A 17,597-nucleotide genomic window follows, 5' to 3' on the forward strand; every position below is an offset into this window, starting at 1 on the left:
ACATATCCGGTGCCTACAACGGCTAATTTCATAGTGTGGACAGTTCGTTGAACAGTTTAATGGCTTTTGGCGGCGATTGGATTTTAAAATGCCTGCCACAAAAATATATTTTTTCCGATAAAGCCTGAGTTTCTGTTCACAATTTGAGTTGACGGTTGATTAATTATTCAAAGGATTCAATTTAACATTGAAATTATCAAATTTCAATAGATTTCCCCAAGCTTCTCTTTGATTTTTCTGGAGGTATAACCATTGAAGTAACCATTTGTTTTTTGTAAAATTCTAATATCTACGAAAGATTTTCTTTTTCAGATTCTTCAAAATAAACTGCTGACTATGAATTCCTAAGTCGTCAGTGCATCTCAGCTATTCCTACTATACCGTTGTTCTTATGACCTTACGTAAAGCGGATCGGCGAAGGGTACAACGGGTCCTTTTGATAAGTTTATAGTTCGTTTAGATGTATCGAAATTCCGGAATCGGTATTTAATCAATCACTACTATACGTCGGTAGGACTGAAATGAGCAGAGGTCTACGCAAAAACTAAAATCTGGCTTTATCTTGCCCACTAAAAACAGAAGCCTTGTGACGAACGAAGCGATTGTCGAACTACTCGAACTGACTACCAAGCTGCTGGAACTTCACGGTGAAAATGATTTCAAAATCCGGAGTTTTCAGAATGCAGCCTTTAACCTGGATAAAACGACGGCTGACCTGAACGCCGTGCCCCTCGCTGAGCTTTCGCTACTGCCCGGCGTAGGCAAAAGTATGGCCAGCAAAATTGACGAAATTCGCCGTACAGGTACGCTAAAAGACCTCAATGACCTTCTGGCCCAAACCCCGGAAGGTATTCTGGACATGTTCCGCATTAAAGGAATTGGTCCGAAGAAAATACGGGTCATCTGGAAAGAACTTGACATTACAGATACGCAACAACTGCTGCTGGCTTGCGAAAACGGCGAAATTGCGAAGCTTAAGGGCTTTGGCGAAAAGACCCAGGAAACGATTCACACCAATCTGCTCTTTCTGCAATCGAATTCTTCCAAACTTCGCATGGATGTGGCTCAGGTACTGGCTGAAGTACTTTGTGAAGCATTGGAAAAGCAGTTTCCAACCCAGATTACGGGCGAGGTACGTCAAAAAGCAGAAATCGTAGATTTGATTCAACTGGTTACCGCCGCCGAATATCCAGCGGAAGTACAGAAGTTTCTGAACACGCTGGAATTTGTACAGCAGGACGAAAAAGCGTCGACACCCTTCATTTGGCGGGGGAAATTTCTGGATCGAAACATTCCGGTGGAAGTACGCATCAGTCGTCCGCAGGCTTTTATCAATCAGGTGTTTATTCGTTCTTCCAGTCCGGAACACTTGACGCAGCCCGTCGCTCATTCGACGTTGCTGAAAACGGCATTGAAGGAACCCCACGATACGGAGGAAGCCATCTACGCGGAACTGGGACTGCCCTATCTTTCGCCCGAACTGCGAAACGGTACCGACGAACTTTCGCCGGAGTCGCTGCAACGCCTCCCCGACCTGATTACCTGGGAAGCGTTGAAAGGTACCGTTCACAACCACTCGACCTGGTCCGATGGAAAACATACGCTCGAACAAATGGCCCGGGCGGCGGCGGACCTAGGTTTGCAATACCTCGGCATTGCCGACCACTCCAAATCGGCTACCTACGCCAACGGCCTGAATGAGGAACGGATCTACCAGCAACACCAGGAAATAGATCAGCTCAACGAACGCTTTCGGACGGAAGGTTTGGATTTCCATATCTTTAAAGGAATCGAATCGGATATTCTCGGCGATGGCTCGCTGGACTACGACACCGAAATTCTGAAATCCTTTGATTTTGTCGTGGCCTCCGTGCATTCAAACCTGAAAATGACCGAGGAGAGAGCGATGCAACGCCTGATTCGGGCCGTTGAAAACCCGTATACGACGATTATCGGTCACCCGACGGGCCGGTTACTCCTCTCCCGCCCCGGCTACCCCGTGGATGAGCAGAAACTCATCGACGCCTGTGCAGCCAATGGCGTGGTACTGGAACTCAATGCCAGCCCCTACCGGCTCGATGCCGACTGGCGGTGGATTCCGTATGCCCTGGAAAAAGGCGTGCGTATTTCCATCAATCCCGACGCTCACCACATCGAAGGCTATCAGGATATGCATTACGGCGTGGCCGTAGCCCGCAAGGGAGGACTCACCCGACAAATGACGTTTAATACACTGACTCAATCGGAAATGGAGGCGTATCTTGCCCAGCGGAAAATTGGTTAAAAGCCATCCGGTTTTTCGGAACCAAAACGCTACGCTCACGTTTGTAAAGAAGCGTTTTTCGGGTAATCAACTCAAAGTCGGAATTCTTTTATCAACGAAATGAATAAAAAAGTTAACGTAGGTCTGGTTCAGATGTCCAATGTCGCGGACGTTGAAGCCAATATTCAGAAAGCCGAAGCGGGCATCCGCGAAGCCGCCGCTAAGGGGGCTCAGATTGTCTGTTTGCAGGAATTGTTTACGTCGCTGTACTTCTGCGATGTAGAAGATCACCACAATTTTTCGCTGGCTGAATCCATTCCCGGTCCTACGACCGATCGTATGAGCAAGCTCGCCGCTGAACTGGGCGTCGTCATTGTGGCTTCGCTGTTCGAAAAACGAGCCGCCGGACTGTACCACAATACCACTGCCGTGCTCGATGCCGACGGTACGTATCTGGGCAAATACCGGAAAATGCACATTCCCGATGATCCGGGCTATTACGAGAAATTTTACTTTACGCCCGGCGACTTGGGTTACAAGGTTTTCGATACCAAGTTTGCCAAAATTGGCATCCTGATCTGCTGGGACCAGTGGTATCCCGAAGCTTCCCGGATTACGGCTCTGATGGGTGCCGAAATTCTCTTCTACCCCACGGCCATCGGCTGGGACGTGAACGAAACGGACGCTCAGGTGAATCAGGAGCAGTACGACGCCTGGCAGACCATTCAGCGGAGTCACGCGGTAGCGAACGGCGTCTACGTTGTGTCGGTGAACCGCGTGGGTCGGGAAGCCGATCAGCAATTCTGGGGCGGTAGTTTCATTGCCAAACCCCACGGTGGTTTGCTATATCTGGCTCCGCACGAAGCAGAGACGGTACACGTGCAGGAACTGGACCTGGAAGCAGCCGACCGCATTCGTACGACCTGGCCGTACTTCCGCGACCGCCGGATTGATTCCTACCAGCCCATTACGAAACGATTTATTGACGAATAAGTATTGATGAAGGCGGAATCAAGGTTCCGCCTTTCTTTTTCTTCCTGTGAAAAATTCATTTTGGGGTACGGGCCTGCTGTTCGCCGCCCTGTGGTCTTCGGCATCCGTTGCCGCCAAATTCGGTCTGCAATCGGCAGAACCGATGCTGTTGTTTGACATTCGCTATTTTGGGGCGGGCATCCTTCTCCTGGCCTACGCCCTGGGCATTGAAAAACAACGCCTGCCCCAAGGCAAAGAATGGGTACAGATCGCGACGTTTGGTTTACTGAATACCGTAGTGTATCTCAGTCTGTTTGTGTTTGCCATGAAACAGGTGGCGGCGGGTATCGGCAGTTTAGCCATTGCCTTAAATCCCCTGCTGATCAGTGTTTTATCCGCGTTTTGGACCGGACAAAAAGTAGCTTCCAAACAATGGACGGCCATTGCCCTGGGAATGGCTGGGGTTGCTCTGGCTACGTATCCTTTGCTGCAAAATAGTTTCGCGACCCCGCAGGGACTCCTGCTACTTTTTCTGAGTATGCTTTCCTACTCCGTCGCTACGATCTACTTTTCGGGCATTGACTGGAAACTTTCACGGAGCAGTATCAATGGCTGGCAAACGCTGATGGCGGGTTTGATCTGTCTACCGCTGGTGTTTGTATTCCACGAAAAACCTAATCTTTTCGACACACGTTTCTGGGCTTCGGAAGTCTGGCTCACCATCTTCGTATCTGTACTGGCGGTACAGTTATGGTTGAAACTGCTGCATACCGATGCCGTACGAGCCTCCTTATTTCTTTTCCTCTGCCCCGTATTTGGCTTCGCTTATGCGACCTTTTTACTCGGCGAACCGTTTAGCTGGTACACGGGGCTGGGCACGGTGCTGGTACTGGTTGGCTTGTGGATGGGTCAGAAAAAGTAAGGTGTCATTTTCACGGCCTGCAAAAAACTTTTGCCGATACGCTTGACTTGTAAAACTTTCTTCCGTTTACTTTGCAATACAAAGTACTTCAGCAAATGATTCAAGAAGATCCTCTACGCGACTTGTCTGAGATTCGTCAGATGATGGAACGGTCCTCGCGTTTCCTGTCTTTAAGCGGATTATCCGGCATATTTGCGGGAAGTGTGGCCTTAGTAGGAGCCGGAGCCGCCTGGAAATTTCTGGAAGGTACGCCTTCCCTGGTCACCACGCCGTTCGCCGATCGGCCCTATGGGTTCTATCAGTTTTTCATCGTCAACTTCGGCGGCGTACTGCTGTTATCGCTCATTGGCGGTTTTTATTTTACGAACCGTCGGGCCCGGATTAAAGGCTGGAAACTCTGGGATGCTACGTCGAAACGGCTGTTCGTTAATCTGGCCATTCCTTTAGCTACGGGAGGGATTTTCTGTTATTTTCTTTTGTTCAGAGCCCCTGAACTCATTGCCGCCAGTACACTGATTTTTTACGGCCTTGCTCTGATTAATGCCAGTAAGTATACCCACAGCGATGTACGAAATCTGGGGCTTTGCGAGCTTTTATTGGGTATTATCTGCGGCTGGTTTGCGGCAACGGGCACCAGCCTGTTATTTTGGGCCCTGGGTTTTGGAGTACTCCACATTCTGTACGGCATTATTCTGTACCGGAAATACGGAGCTTAAGCGGACTCAAGCGGGTCTGATTGGTGGTATGAAAAATGTAATTGAGCAGTTAAATAAAGCGTTTGAGAACCGGGTTCGGCTCGGCATCATGTCGGTGCTGATGGTGAACGACTGGGTGGAATTCAACACGCTCAAAGAAACCCTGCAGCAAACCGATGGGAACCTGGCCAGCCACCTGACGGCCCTCGAAAAGGTACAGTACGTAGCCGTACGCAAAGGCTTCATTGGCCGTAAACCCAATACGTCCTTTCAGGCTACCCTCAGCGGTCGTCAAGCCTTTCAGGAACACCTGGATGCTCTGGAAATGCTTTTAAAATCCGTACCGAACAAGTCTTAATTTTTTTTGTACTTCAACTTTGTACTTCAAAGTACTTTTTAAAAATCTACCTTATGTCACGGGCCTTCTATCTGTTAGTCACTGCGGTTCTGTTGAAAAATTATTTGTTTTATGAGCAGGGCTCCGGTCTTAATTATTTTGCGTTTGCTCTTTTTCTTTTAGCTCTTGTGCTCTGGCGAAAGTCTGGTTTGTTTCGCGAACGAAACATGCAGTTAACTACAGCAGGCTTTCTTCTAACCGGATTTACCGCCGTTTATTATGGCCATTCCCACACGCTGATTCTTTACGTTGTATCCGTTTTCTTACTGATAGGCTATAGCTCCGTTACCCAGCTTTCCCCCTATGTATCAGCCTTTAACGGCATTCTTAGTAGCTTGGGTCTTGCCTCTTTTCAGGCCAGTTCACAGTGGCTGACGTCATCCAGCAATAGGTCTACGCATCGGCAATTGTTTCGACAGTTCCGGATGCTGCTGCTCCCATTCCTTGTCACGCTAGTTTTTTACGGACTCTACTACTGGGCAAACCCTGATTTCAGTCTATTTGATCGTTCGTATGTACTGGACACCGATTATATCTTTTTAACTATGGTGGGATTCATCTGGCTTCCGTCCCTGGTATTCCCATATTCGGCTAAAGTCTTTGCCGAGGCAGATTTGAAGCTTGCCAACACGCTCAGTCGTATCCGGGGTCGTTATAAGGGACAGGTACTGGGTCTGAAATGGGAATATCGGCAAGGCATTGTGATGCTGGGTATGCTAAACCTACTGTTACTCGTTTTTTTGGTTTTCGAAGGTTTAATGTTTAGTAAAGGTCAGCAACAACAAACCGCTTATGATTTTTCCCAATCTGTACATGATAGCGTCAATGTGCTTATTTTCAGTATCCTGTTAGCGATCACGTTAATGCTATTCTACTTCCGCAAGAACCTCAACTTCTTTCCTAAAAATCGAACTCTGATTCGATTGGCCTACACCTGGATTTTTCTGAATCTGCTTTTGCTGGGTGTTACGACCTATACCAATATGCTTTACATTGAAAATAATGGACTTACCTTCAAACGCATCGGGGTTTATTTCTGGCTTTTCCAAACGGGGTGTGGTTTATTCACTACGCTCTATAAAATTCACTATAAAAAATCAATCGCTTTCCTTTTTAGAATCAATAGCTGGGTCTGCTATTTCACGCTTATTGTATTCACTGCAGTGCCCTGGACAAGCATCATTACAACCTATAATCTTTCAAGGGCTCAAATCTTAGACCTTGAGTATCTCAAGGAGTTTCTGCCCTATAATCTGCCTCAACTGCAGGAATCTGTTTACGTCTACTCAGAGTCCCTAGAGCTGAAAGCTGACTTGCTTAAATCGGCTCAAACCTTTCAGAAGCAATACAAGCAAAACCCACACACCTGGCAATCCTGGAATTACGCCGACTGGAAAATTAATCAGTACATCGAAACCCATCCCCTTTCCAAGTAACTCATCCATTCCCACTTCATACCCATGAAATCCCGTACATTTCAACTCGCCAGCCTCACGGCTCTCTCGCTGCTTTCCGCCAGTTTTCTGGTTATTCGTTTCGGACTGCTGCGGAGTGGCTGGTACGTTATGATCAACTGGAATCTGTTTCTGGCCTGGCTTCCGCTCGTCTTTTCGCTCTGGTTCGAAAAACTGACGCATCAACCTTCCCGACTCAAACTCGTAGCCGTCGGGACGCTTTGGCTCCTGTTTTTTCCGAATGCTCCCTACGTGATTACGGATCTGATTCACATTCAGAACACGATGGGCATTCCGGTCTGGCACGATGCGGTGATGATTTTCAGTTATGCCTTTGTGAGTTTGCTCTGCGGATTGCTTTCCTTTCACTGGATGCGAAAAAATCTGCTGCGAATCATCCCCCGCTGGGCTGATTATCTGATGTTGGCCGCCCTGCCCCTCAGTAGTTTCGGTATTTATCTGGGTCGGGTGAAACGCCTCAACAGCTGGCACCCGTTTACCCACCCGACCTTACTCGTGCGGCAGATTATGGAAAGTCTGGTCAGTAAACAGGCGATGCTGATGACCCTTGAATTTTCGGTACTTCTTGGAATTTCGTACCTGATGCTTTTAAGTTTGATGGAGAATGAGCGATCCTACTGACCCTTGGTCCATTCGCAAACCTGTATAGCCCAGAGCCATGCCCATTGATATTCCCAAGTTTTTCCGAAGTGTCCGGTACGCCAGCAAAGGGCTACGCGTAATGGTCTATTCGGAAAACAACGCCCGTATTCACTTTCTGGCTACAGCAGTCGTCATTTTTCTGGGCTTTTACCTCCACATCACCAAACGCGACTGGGTTAATCTGGTGCTGTGTATCGTGCTGGTCTGGATTACCGAAGCCATTAATACCGCCATCGAGAAGATTGTGGATATGGTGTCGCCTGAGTACCGGAAAATTGCTGGGGAAATTAAGGACCTGGCCGCCGGGGCGGTACTGGTAGCCGCTTTCTTTGCTTTGTTTGTTGGGGTGATGACGTTCAAGGAATATGTTCCCTGGAAGGACTGGATGACCGACCTGGGCATTCCCCTTCCAGCGGAGGAAGAAGAAATCTTCTAACTACTGATTTTCAGTCGATCAGCCCACTCGTCGGAGCCAAACCACGGGTGGGCTGATTCTTTTGTTACCTGCTATTGTCAAAGCTGACCATCCTGCTTACATTCGCTTAACCACTTCCAGTACCACGATGCGACAAAGACTATGACTCGTTTTTTACTCTTCTGCTTCTGGCTCCTGGCGGGCACGCTGGAAGCACAAATGATGCCCTCCAGACGACTGGAAATTATGCGGGATGAAAAAAAATCGGAAGATTTTGAAGTGCTGCCACTCGGCAAACAGGGCGTACTGATCACTAAAACCGTAGACGATCCCTTTCGGGGTATCGCCCATTTATACCATTTCAGCCGGTACGATTCTACGCTGGCACTTCGCTGGGAAGCGGAATTCAAACTCAAGTATCCCTTCGAAGGTTTGCTCTCCTACCACACCAACGAGCAATTGTACTGGCTCTGCGGCGATCCACATTCTGAAAAGATTCAAGTATGGAAAATCAACCTGGAAACGGGTGATACGGAAATGATTGATGGCGAAGTACTGGCCATTGACGAAGTTTCCAAGTTTAAAGTATTGGGAAACAAAGCCTTTCTGGCGGGCACGTACAACGATCGTCCGGTCGTAGTGGCCTTTAGTTTCTTCGACAAAAGTTCAAAGGCTCTGCCCGAACTATACGATTCTCACCTGTCGATCAATGAACTGGATGTAGACGAACGCAGCAACCAAATCCACGTTTTTAGCCGACTAACCCGCAAAGGTAAATGTCAGCTTCAGCTGCAATCGTACGATTACGACGGTCGGCTCCTGCACAAAACCATGCTGAGTGACGAGTCCGGTAAAAGCCTGATTACTGCCAAAATTGTTCGCCTGAAGACCGGAGAATCCCTGCTGGTTGGGAATTATTCGCTGAATTGTTCGGATTATTCGCAGGGTCTGTACCTGACTAAACTCAACGGCTCCGAACCGGATGCGATTCGGTACGTGCCTTTTCATGAACTACAGAATTTCTTCAACTACCTCAAACCCAGTCGGCAGGAACGGCTAAAAAACCGGATTGCCGAACAGCAGAAACGCGGTAAAGACCCCAAGTTTCACTACCTGCTCCAGATTCACGATCCGGTTCCCACTGATGATGGATATTTGCTGGTCGCCGAAGCCTATTTCCCGCAAGCGAAAACCACCGCTTCCACGACTCCTTTCGTCGTCAGTCGTCCCCGACGCAGTAGCTACGATTCGTACCGATATACCCACGCGTTGGTGTGCGGACTGGATGCCTCGGGTCGCTTCGTCTGGGATAATTCGATGGATTTGAAAGATTTGACGACGGACGTACTCGGACCACAGGTACAACTCAGCTCGGAAGGCGATACCCTGCGGCTCACGTATTCGCACGAAAACAAAGTACGGGCCGTGCAGATACAGGGCAGCAAGACGCTGGGTAAACCGCAGGAGTACGAGTTATTTTCCGAAGAACTCAAGAAGAACATGGATCGTGATACGTATCCTTCACTGGCTTCGTGGTACGGCCCGTATTTTCTGAGCTGGGGCTACCGGAAACTTTCGGCTACGGGTCAGCAACCCACCCGTGAGGCTTTTTTCGTGTACAGACTCGAACATCCGCGAATAGTCGAAGAATAGCTTTTTCTGTACCAGAGCCTTTCTGGATGACTTTGCCGGGAAAGACTCCCGCCAGTATAACCGAAAACGGTAAACGGGCTGTATTTTTGTCGGATGAATCTTAAAACATCACTGCAGGTAGTACGCAACGGGGGTTTATTGCTGCAACCCACCGACACCGTTTGGGGGCTAAGTGGCGACGCCACCCGTGCGGAAACGGTAGCCTTGCTCCGGGATACCTGTCAGATTCCCACCACCCAGGGATTAATTGTACTTTTATGGGATACCTCCGTACTGGATCGCTACGTAGTACGCGTACCCGAACTGGCGTATGACCTCATCGAATACGCCGAAGATCCGCTTACGGTTATCTTTCCCAAGGGAAAAAACGTAGCCGAAAATGTACTGGGTCCCGACGGCAGTCTGGCCATTCGAGTATTAAAGAAATCCCCGATTCTGGATCTGGTACAGGCTTTTGGCCGTCCCTTGGTGTCTACAATAGCTACGGTAGCAGGACAGCCCTCACCCCGTACGCTGGCGGACATTCCCGAAAACATCCGTCTGGCTGTACAGGAAACGATACCTGCCCCGGCAGGCTGGCAACCGACCAAACCTTCCCGCATCGTACGTCTGGGCGTAGGCGGTGAATTTGAATTTATCCGTAAATAGTTTGATTGAATACTGGAATTCCGGAGGATGCCAACGCCCTTCCGGATTCTCAATTACCCGGTTCACATGACTGAACACCTTAAAAATCATCCCGTATTTCCGATTATTGCCCGTTCGGCGGCGGAACTCAACGTTCCTGCCTACGTCATTGGAGGCTACGTACGGGATTTATTATTGAACCGTCCTTCGAAAGATATTGACATTGTTTGCGTAGGTAGCGGTATTGCTCTCGCTGAACAGGTCGCGAAAAACGCTGGTCGCGAACACGTTTCGCTGGCCGTCTATAAAAATTTTGGTACTGCCCAGGTCAAGTTCGACGGCTGGGAAGTGGAATTTGTCGGAGCCCGGAAAGAGTCGTATCGTTCCGATTCCCGCAAGCCCGTTGTGGAAGATGGCACGCTGGAAGACGACCAGAATCGGCGGGATTTTACCATCAATGCCCTGGCTCTTTCGCTGAATCCGAACGATTTTGGTACGCTGATTGACCCCTTCGACGGACAGGCAGATTTACGACGGAAAATCATCCGTACGCCACTGGATCCGGCTATTACGTTTTCGGATGATCCCCTGCGGATGTTACGGGCCATTCGATTCGCTACGCAGCTGAACTTCGATATTGACCCGGATACCTTTACGGGCCTGGAGCAGACCGCCCCCCGCATCGAAATCATTTCGCAGGAGCGGATTACTGATGAGCTGAATAAGATTTTACGTACGCCGACGCCTTCCTACGGTTTTAAACTGCTGGAAATTGCTGGACTACTGAATCTGATTTTCCCCGACTTTGTGGCCTTGAAAGGAGCTGAGCAAATTGACGGCAAAGGGCATAAGGACAATTTTTATCATACGTTACAGGTACTCGACAACGTGTGCCGAACCAGCGATGATCTGTGGGTTCGCTGGGCGGCGGTTCTGCACGACATTGCAAAACCGGCAACGAAACGTTTTCACCCCAAAATCGGCTGGACTTTCCACGGACACGAAGAGATGGGAGCCCGCATGGTACCTACTATTTTCCGGAAATTCCGTTTGCCATTGGGCGAAGAAATGCGGAAGGTACAGAAGCTCGTTCGTTTGCACCTGCGGCCCATTGCCCTGGCTAAAGACGGGATTACCGATTCGGCCCTTCGCCGGGTGATGGTGGAAGCCGGGGACGATCTCGACGATCTGATGCGGTTATGCCGGGCGGACATTACGTCCAAAGACGGCAACCGGGTGAAACGGTACCTTGCTAATTTTGATAAAGTGGAAGCCCTGATGAAGGAAGTGGAAGAACGCGACCAGCTTCGCCAATTCCAGCCCATCATCACCGGCGAAATGATCATGGACGTCTTTGGGCTGGGGCCGTCTAAAGAAGTCGGTCAGTTAAAAAATACCATTCGGGAGGCTATCCTGGAGGGTACATTACCCAACGACTGGGCTCATGCGTATCCGTTTATGCTCGAAGCCGGAGCTGCTCTGGGCTTTCAACCCGTAAAAGAATTGACGCCGCCAGCTCCTCGGAAAGACCAAGAATCGTAAAATATCGTTAATTTATAAATTCCTTTTTTCTCATTCCTGCGGATTTCACGCCTGATTCCGATCCCGAAATTTGTTAGTACGAATGCTTCGCTGGCTAGTCTTTGGTTTACTTTTTGTGGTGCATGTCGGTACGGCCCAAACCCGTACGGATTCACTACGTAAACTGAATAATCTAGCCGCCGAACTCGCCAAACGCGGTCGCTACGACCGGGCCGCTCCCCTGCTTAAAGGAGCGTTGCAGGTCGAAGCAAGGGATACACTTCGCTACAACATGGCTTTGGTCGAACTAGCTCAGGGCCACCCCGACCAGGCGAAACAGTGGCTGACTACATCCCTGCCCTTTGCCAATGTAGGCTTACAGAAAGGGCTCATTGCCGGTCAGCAGGGTCGTTTTTCGGAAGCCCTGACTTATTTCCGAACCACGCCGGCTACACCCGAAAATTCGGATGCTCTGTTCTACAATCAGGCTATTGCCCTGTGGCGATCCGCTCCGGAAAAAGCGGATGTGTACCCGCACATTGAACGCTACTTGCAACAATCGGTGAGTACCGATCCTAAATCCCGGCTTGCATTAGGCCAGTTGATGGCGGCTCAAAACCGCTGGGATGAAGCCGTACGAAGCTTTCAGCAGGCTCGTCAGGACGGAGCCGACACGCAGGTACTCTTACGCCTCGGCCACGCCCATCTGGCCCTAAATCAGCCCGAAGAAGCCCTACAGATTTTTCAGGAATACCTGGATGCGGGTGGCCGGGAAGGGTATCTGGCTCACCTGGGCATGGCCTATACGCATTACCGGAAGGGCGATTACGCTGCCGCCGGAGCCGCCTTTCAACGGGTATTACGCATCCGCCCCAACTCCGCCGAAGCGGCTACGGGCATGGGCCATATCCTGATTGGCCAGCATCTGGACGGAAAGGCTTTGGCCCAGTATCAGCGGGCCCTCAGCTATGATTCAACGTATGCTCCGGGTCGATTGGGTCGGGCGATGGCCTATTACCGACTGGGACGCTACGCTGAAGCCTGGAAAGATTTCGCGGCGAGTGCTCACATCATTAATCCGGATAATCCGGACTACGCGGATTTTTACCTCTGCCGGGGCTTTACGCTGATTCGCCTGAAAAAGTACCGTAACGCTCTAACGGAATTTGAAAATGCCCAGAAATCTAAACCTAACGAAACGGCCGTGTATGCCGGATTGAGTGAAGCCTACCGGGGACTGGGCGATTTTCAACTGGCCCATCGAAACGTGAATGAGGCTTTGAAACGCGAGCCCAATCACGCCGGACTCCTCACCAACCGGGGAAATTTTCAGTTGAACATTGAGCAATTTAATGACGCTTCTGACGATTATAAACGGGCCATTCAGCTCGATCCCGGCAATATCAATGCTCATAACGGCGTAGCCATCACTGACTTACAAAGCGACCGTATTCCCGAAGCGTTGGTACGTTACGATAGTTTACTACTGAAAAATCCCCGACAGCCGATGCTGTATAACAACCGGGGGATAACGCAGTCGTACCGGGGGCTGCAACTGGAATTTGAAAAGAAAGAAACGGAGGCTCTGGCATCTTACAAAAAATCGCTGGCTGATTTTCAGCGGGCGATGTCCATCGATACGGCGGGGGGCTATTACCGGAATAATATCGGTAACGTGTACCGCATTCTTAATCAGAACGATAAGGCTGTAGCCAATTACAATGGCTATCTGAGCAAAACGGCTATCAATAATCTGGGCGTTTTGTACGCGGGAACCAAGCAGAAACGCTACTCGTATTACTACATCACCACAGCTCTGCAACTCGATTCCACCAATTTTTCTTTCCTTTACAATCGGGCTAAACTCTACCGAAGCGATTATCCGGATTCACTGACTACGCGGGGTAAGTACCTGCGAGCGGAATCGTTTATTTCACCCAACGCCATTGCCCGCAAGTACAGCAAAGACGGCTACATTACCGTTTATTTATTTGATTATCAATACAACACCTACGAGTTTGAAGGGCAACCCCGCTTTCCCATCAAGGCCGACGCGGGTAAACCCCTGGAGTTTCAGACTTTCTTCGATTTTCAGTCCATACCCGAACCGCCGAAACCCGAACCCGTCCCACGGCAGCCGCGTGAATACACGTATCCGAAAGGGAAATCGTTGAAGTCGCCGCGAAAGTCGAAGAATCGGGGGAGTACGGAGTGTCCAGTGTAAGGAGGCGTATTGTTTTGAGTGTAGGCCAGCCGCAATTTAGATTTTTGAGATTTAAGAATCGGGAGGTTTCAGGCTGTTAACAGTTTTGTATCGGAGAGGTCTGAAAATTCAGGTAAAACTTGCCTTATGCAAAAACTTCTCTTCTTACTGGCGTTTCTGGCCTGGGGTTGTACTCGAAAGCCCCAGGATCTTTCCCTTTTACAGGGCGATTGGGTAACCACCAATGCCCTGGTACGTAACTCGTTAAGTGATCAGCCAATAACGTTTTCGTTCGAAGACTCTCTTTGTTCGTACCTTTTTGCCTCGCTGGGGTATTCGAAGTATAGCCTTCAAAACGATACACTCCTGATCAAAACGGTACACCCTCTCTTGGGTAACCATTTCCATGGAACCAAACAGGAGGCTTCAAACTCTGCTTTCTCCATTCGAAAACTACAGGCCGATCGGCTTCAACTCCAACCCGCCAATGCAGCAACCCAAGCCATTCTTAAGAGATATAATCTTCGGCCAGGACGGGTTTTAAAACTACGGAAACTAACGACCAAGAATCAGATTCGTTTTCGCAAGATTGGGTTTTACAGTACGGGCTGTTTCGGCAGTTGCCCCTGGATGTACCTGGAAATTGATAGTTTGGGGCATTTTCTATTTCATGGAAAAGAGGATACGAATCCGACCGGTCTGCATCGAGGACAGCTCCCATTGCCATTCGTGAGCCTACTTAATAACAAGTTACAGCAGCTCGATTTGCGTACGTTGAAACCGTATTATGCAGCCAATTGGACGGATGATCAGCAATGGGGACTTCGTATTACGTATGCGGATCAATCCACAGAAGTTCATGTGTATGGGTACGATAAAGAGCCACTGGAATTGCGGATTCTTTTTAATCTATTGATGGACTTGTACCACCACCTTGCCTTAACTCCTGATTCAACCGTACTGAAAGCCTTCGAATTTAAGGAGTTTATGAAAGGCAAAATTATTCCTGGGACTTAGCACCCGTTTCGCTGCATTACTTATCGAACTAAATTATGAAGTCCTCTCATTATCGATAAGCCCCGTGGAAAGGTCGTAGTACCCGAGCATCCCCAAGGCAAGATTCCTTCCAGAAGTAACCCTACCTCACCAATTAACAGGACAAGCAAACTACTTTTGCAGGAACGTTGTTAATGCAATGTTGAAACAGGTCTACCCAAAACGGTAAAATCCCTCCTCTCATGCAAGTTGAATTAGTTCGCGTTGATGACGCTTTTCATTTTCAGGCTTCCGGCTCTTCGGAGGCCAAAGTTTCCATAGATGCTTCAGAAGCCGTGGGCGGTCATAATGCCGGTGTTCGACCCATGGAACTTCTGCTGATGGGGCTGGGCGGTTGCTCGGCTATTGATGTCATTCTTATTCTGAAAAAACAGCGTCTGCAAATTGACGATGTGAAGGTGAGTGTTTCGGGAGAACGGGAAAAAATTGAAGGCACGGAGATGAGTCCCTTCCGGAAGATTAATGTGCATTTTTCCATTAAAGGCAACGTTAGTGAGGAAAAAGCCGAACGGGCCATCAAACTTTCCATGGAAAAATACTGCTCGGCTACGGCTCAGTTTGCTCAGTCTGCGGAAATCACTCATTCGGTGAGTATCGAAGGGCTGAGTCCTCAGGAAATTCAGGCGGATAGTCTGGCTGAGTAAAGTTTAAGAAGTGTTACCTTTGCCGCCTGAACCCAGACTTCCAGAAGGAGTCAACCGACGTTCAGCACCAGTATCAATGAAACAATACCAGGATCTACTTCAGCATATTCTTGACCACGGTACCCGAAAAACGGATCGTACCGGCACGGGCACCATTTCCGTATTTGGCTACCAGATGCGATTCAATCTGGCCGAGGGATTTCCCCTGGTTACGACGAAGAAGGTCCATACCAAATCGATCATTCATGAACTTTTGTGGTTCCTGAAAGGCGAAACCAATATTCAATACCTGAAAGAAAACGGCGTAAGCATCTGGGATGAATGGGCCGACGCCGAAGGAAACCTCGGTCCCGTATACGGCAAACAGTGGCGGAGCTGGGAAGGGCCCGACGGTCAGATTATTGACCAGATTACCCAGGCCGTGGATCTGCTCCGCAAATCACCCGATTCCCGTCGTATCCTGGTTTCAGCCTGGAACCCTGCGGACCTTGGACAGATGGCCTTGCAACCCTGCCATGCCCTGTTTCAGTTTTACGTAGCTGATAACAAACTTTCCTGCCAGTTGTACCAACGCAGTGCGGATGTGTTCCTGGGCGTACCATTCAACATTGCCAGCTACGCGTTGCTGACAATGATGATTGCTCAGGTCACGAACCTCGAACTCGGCGATTTCATCTGGACGGGTGGCGATACGCACCTGTACCTCAATCACCTCGAACAGGTGGAGCTACAATTGAGTCGCGAACCACGACCCCTGCCTACGATGCGACTCAATCCGGACGTGACCGACTTATTTGAATTTAAATACGAAGATTTCAAGCTGGAAAACTACGATCCCTGGCCAGCCATCAAGGCTCCGGTTGCGGTATAAGTCAGAATACAGCGTTGTCATAAAGCCACGGGATACGACGTTGTCTCGTGGCTTTTTGTTGGTATGCTTGGGGTTTTTCTTGGTATGAGATCCAGAACTTGCACCTGTTTTTAGCAAAACCAGGAGTAGTGTGGTTAACCAACGTAAAAAGATGAACGTATCAGGTTGCCCATTACCGTGACAGGACCAGGGGTTGTACCCCTGGCTAATTCGATTGAACCCCTTCGGGGTTTGAGGGTTTTAATACGTTAAACTTTTGAAACCCATCCAACTAACTCAAACTCGATCAAACGCCTTTCTTACCTGCCATGACCACCCTTCTCCTTAAACTGATTCTCATGCCCTCGCTGATTGGTGGCGTTACGCTGGCCGCCCGTCGCTGGGGAAATGTGGTGGGCGGATGGCTGGGTGGTTTTCCCTGGATTGCGGGTCCTATTTCAATTTTTCTGGCTCTGGAACAGAGTAAGGGTTTTGCGGCTCAGTCGGCGGCGGGTTCTCTTCTCGGCTGCTTTTCCACCTATGCTTTTGCCTGGCTCTACGCGAAAGGAGCCGCACGCTTGCACTGGTTTCCCCTGTTGATGGGCTGTTACGCCATGATTTTCATTTCGTTGTATCTGGGCCAGTTTTACTCGGGCAGTATACACGTTTTATTCGTGGCTTTGTTAGTGTTCATTGCACTGGTTTACTGGAAGTTTCCGCGGCCTGCTGTTCCAACGCATATTCCGCCTCCACCCCGTTTTGATCTGCCTTTGCGGATGCTGGTTGCCACGGTTTTTGTCGCGGGAATTACGCAACTGGCGGCCTGGACGGGCCCGGTCTGGAGTGGGCTGCTTACTCCTTTTCCGATCATGACGACCTGTCTGGCCGTATTTACGCACATCCAGCAGGGTCCTGCCCAGTGTGCCCGTATTCTGCGGGGAATGGTTAGCTCCGGCTTTGGTTTTGCGACTTTTCTGTACGGCGTGGGCTTGTTACTACCGCATTCGTCTCTATGGGTGGCGTATAGTGTAGCCCTACTCTTTTCTTCACTGACCAACCTGTTGACGTTAAAGTTTTTAAAGTAGTCCCCTGGCTCTGACCGCTGCTGCTGCGGAAATTGATACGTCTTTGGGAGACCGATTGTTTTAGACTCATTGCTGGTACAGGATTTTCGCCAAAGGTGTTGAGGTTTCAATAAGAAAAACTCATTTTTGAGTGCGTATCCGTCGGTCCGCCGACTCGCCTGTTTAACCTCAAGCTAA

Annotated in this window: 16 protein-coding genes; all 16 read left to right on the top strand. The window is 49.4% G+C overall.

All coding sequences use genetic code 11. The annotated features are described in order from the left end of the window. Positions 1 to 586: 586 nt before the first annotated feature. The 16 genes from polX (at position 587) to BWI93_RS05920 (ending at position 17,420) form a co-directional block, all read left to right on the top strand. A complete protein-coding gene (gene polX, locus BWI93_RS05845) occupies positions 587 to 2,284 on the top strand; it encodes a DNA polymerase/3'-5' exonuclease PolX (protein WP_094809208.1) in 1,698 nt (565 codons plus the stop codon). 99 nt (positions 2,285 to 2,383) lie between these two features. Then, on the top strand, positions 2,384 to 3,256 hold the full coding sequence (locus BWI93_RS05850; protein ID WP_094809209.1) for a carbon-nitrogen hydrolase: 873 nt from the start codon (positions 2,384 to 2,386) through the stop codon (positions 3,254 to 3,256). A 46-nt stretch (positions 3,257 to 3,302) separates the two neighbouring features. Next, positions 3,303 to 4,157, top strand: coding sequence for a DMT family transporter (locus tag BWI93_RS05855; RefSeq protein ID WP_094809210.1), 855 nt, complete (start codon positions 3,303 to 3,305; stop codon positions 4,155 to 4,157). Between the two features lie 95 nt (positions 4,158 to 4,252). Continuing rightward, the gene (locus BWI93_RS05860) at positions 4,253 to 4,873 is read left to right on the top strand and encodes a hypothetical protein (RefSeq protein ID WP_094809256.1); all 621 of its coding nucleotides are present in this window, start codon (positions 4,253 to 4,255) and stop codon (positions 4,871 to 4,873) included. Between the two features lie 28 nt (positions 4,874 to 4,901). Continuing rightward, the gene (locus BWI93_RS05865; protein WP_094809211.1) at positions 4,902 to 5,210 is read left to right on the top strand and encodes a transcriptional regulator; all 309 of its coding nucleotides are present in this window, start codon (positions 4,902 to 4,904) and stop codon (positions 5,208 to 5,210) included. Positions 5,211 to 5,263: 53 nt separating this feature from the next. Then, a complete protein-coding gene (locus tag BWI93_RS05870; RefSeq protein ID WP_094809212.1) occupies positions 5,264 to 6,685 on the top strand; it encodes a DUF4173 domain-containing protein in 1,422 nt (473 codons plus the stop codon). Positions 6,686 to 6,709: 24 nt separating this feature from the next. Continuing rightward, complete coding sequence (locus tag BWI93_RS05875; protein ID WP_094809213.1) at positions 6,710 to 7,345, top strand: DUF1361 domain-containing protein; 636 nt, start codon at positions 6,710 to 6,712, stop codon at positions 7,343 to 7,345. A 37-nt stretch (positions 7,346 to 7,382) separates the two neighbouring features. Further along, positions 7,383 to 7,802 carry a diacylglycerol kinase family protein gene (locus BWI93_RS05880; protein ID WP_094809214.1) on the top strand — a complete coding sequence of 140 codons (420 nt, stop codon included), beginning with the start codon at positions 7,383 to 7,385 and terminating at the stop codon, positions 7,800 to 7,802. 141 nt (positions 7,803 to 7,943) lie between these two features. Next, positions 7,944 to 9,434: a hypothetical protein gene (locus BWI93_RS05885; protein ID WP_094809215.1), complete on the top strand. Its 1,491-nt coding sequence runs from the start codon at positions 7,944 to 7,946 to the stop codon at positions 9,432 to 9,434. 93 nt (positions 9,435 to 9,527) lie between these two features. Further along, positions 9,528 to 10,082, top strand: coding sequence for an L-threonylcarbamoyladenylate synthase (locus tag BWI93_RS05890; protein WP_094809216.1), 555 nt, complete (start codon positions 9,528 to 9,530; stop codon positions 10,080 to 10,082). A gap of 66 nt (positions 10,083 to 10,148) precedes the next feature. Continuing rightward, on the top strand, positions 10,149 to 11,603 hold the full coding sequence (locus tag BWI93_RS05895; protein WP_255157739.1) for a CCA tRNA nucleotidyltransferase: 1,455 nt from the start codon (positions 10,149 to 10,151) through the stop codon (positions 11,601 to 11,603). Between the two features lie 82 nt (positions 11,604 to 11,685). Next, on the top strand, positions 11,686 to 13,806 hold the full coding sequence (locus tag BWI93_RS05900) for a tetratricopeptide repeat protein (protein WP_094809218.1): 2,121 nt from the start codon (positions 11,686 to 11,688) through the stop codon (positions 13,804 to 13,806). Between the two features lie 126 nt (positions 13,807 to 13,932). Then, positions 13,933 to 14,802: a DUF6438 domain-containing protein gene (locus tag BWI93_RS05905; protein ID WP_094809219.1), complete on the top strand. Its 870-nt coding sequence runs from the start codon at positions 13,933 to 13,935 to the stop codon at positions 14,800 to 14,802. A gap of 221 nt (positions 14,803 to 15,023) precedes the next feature. After that, the gene (locus BWI93_RS05910; RefSeq protein WP_094809220.1) at positions 15,024 to 15,485 is read left to right on the top strand and encodes an OsmC family protein; all 462 of its coding nucleotides are present in this window, start codon (positions 15,024 to 15,026) and stop codon (positions 15,483 to 15,485) included. A 76-nt stretch (positions 15,486 to 15,561) separates the two neighbouring features. Beyond that, positions 15,562 to 16,356: a thymidylate synthase gene (locus BWI93_RS05915; RefSeq protein ID WP_094809221.1), complete on the top strand. Its 795-nt coding sequence runs from the start codon at positions 15,562 to 15,564 to the stop codon at positions 16,354 to 16,356. 308 nt (positions 16,357 to 16,664) lie between these two features. Beyond that, positions 16,665 to 17,420, top strand: coding sequence for a hypothetical protein (locus BWI93_RS05920; protein ID WP_094809222.1), 756 nt, complete (start codon positions 16,665 to 16,667; stop codon positions 17,418 to 17,420). Positions 17,421 to 17,597: the final 177 nt, after the last annotated feature.

This window comes from Siphonobacter sp. BAB-5385 (assembly GCF_002261125.1).
Lineage (GTDB): Bacteria > Bacteroidota > Bacteroidia > Cytophagales > Spirosomataceae > Siphonobacter.